Raw genomic sequence first — 465 nt, 5'->3', positions numbered from 1 at the left:
GGGTTCCGTGTTCGCAACCTCCAAGGCGGACCAGTTCGACTTCGCCTCCGCGCTCGAGGGCGCCCGACTGCTCCACCTGTCGGGCATCACGCCGGCGCTCGGCCCCGGAGGCGTCGCGCTTGCGCAAGCCGCCGTCGCCGCGGCGACAAGCGCCGGCGTGCCTGTCTGTTTCGACGGCAATTACCGCGCGCTGCTGTGGGACGCGTGGGACAGCGACCCGCGCGCCATCCTGACCGACCTGATGCAGTCGGCGACGGTCATGATCGGCAACCACCGGGATATCTCGCTGCTGCTGGGCAAGGCGTTCTCCGGCGATGGCTCCGACCGTCGGCGCGTGGCCGCGCTGGCCGCCTTCGAGGCGTTTCCGAAGCTGCAGATGATCGCCTCGACCGCGCGGCATGTGGTCAATTCCGGCCATCACCGTATCGCCGCGCGTCTCGATGCGCGGGACGCGGCGCACCAGAC

Annotated in this window: 1 pseudogene; it reads left to right on the top strand. The window is 70.3% G+C overall.

The window, feature by feature from the left end:
• Positions 1 to 465 (top strand): annotated as a pseudogene (locus tag LH128_RS30735) (sugar kinase); the annotation flags it as partial.

The sequence above is a fragment of the Sphingomonas sp. LH128 genome (genome assembly GCF_000293195.2).
In the GTDB taxonomy this organism is placed as follows: domain Bacteria; phylum Pseudomonadota; class Alphaproteobacteria; order Sphingomonadales; family Sphingomonadaceae; genus Novosphingobium; species Novosphingobium resinovorum_A.
The sequence above is the reverse complement of the archived record's forward strand: the minus strand, read 5'-3'. Positions and strand labels throughout refer to the sequence as shown.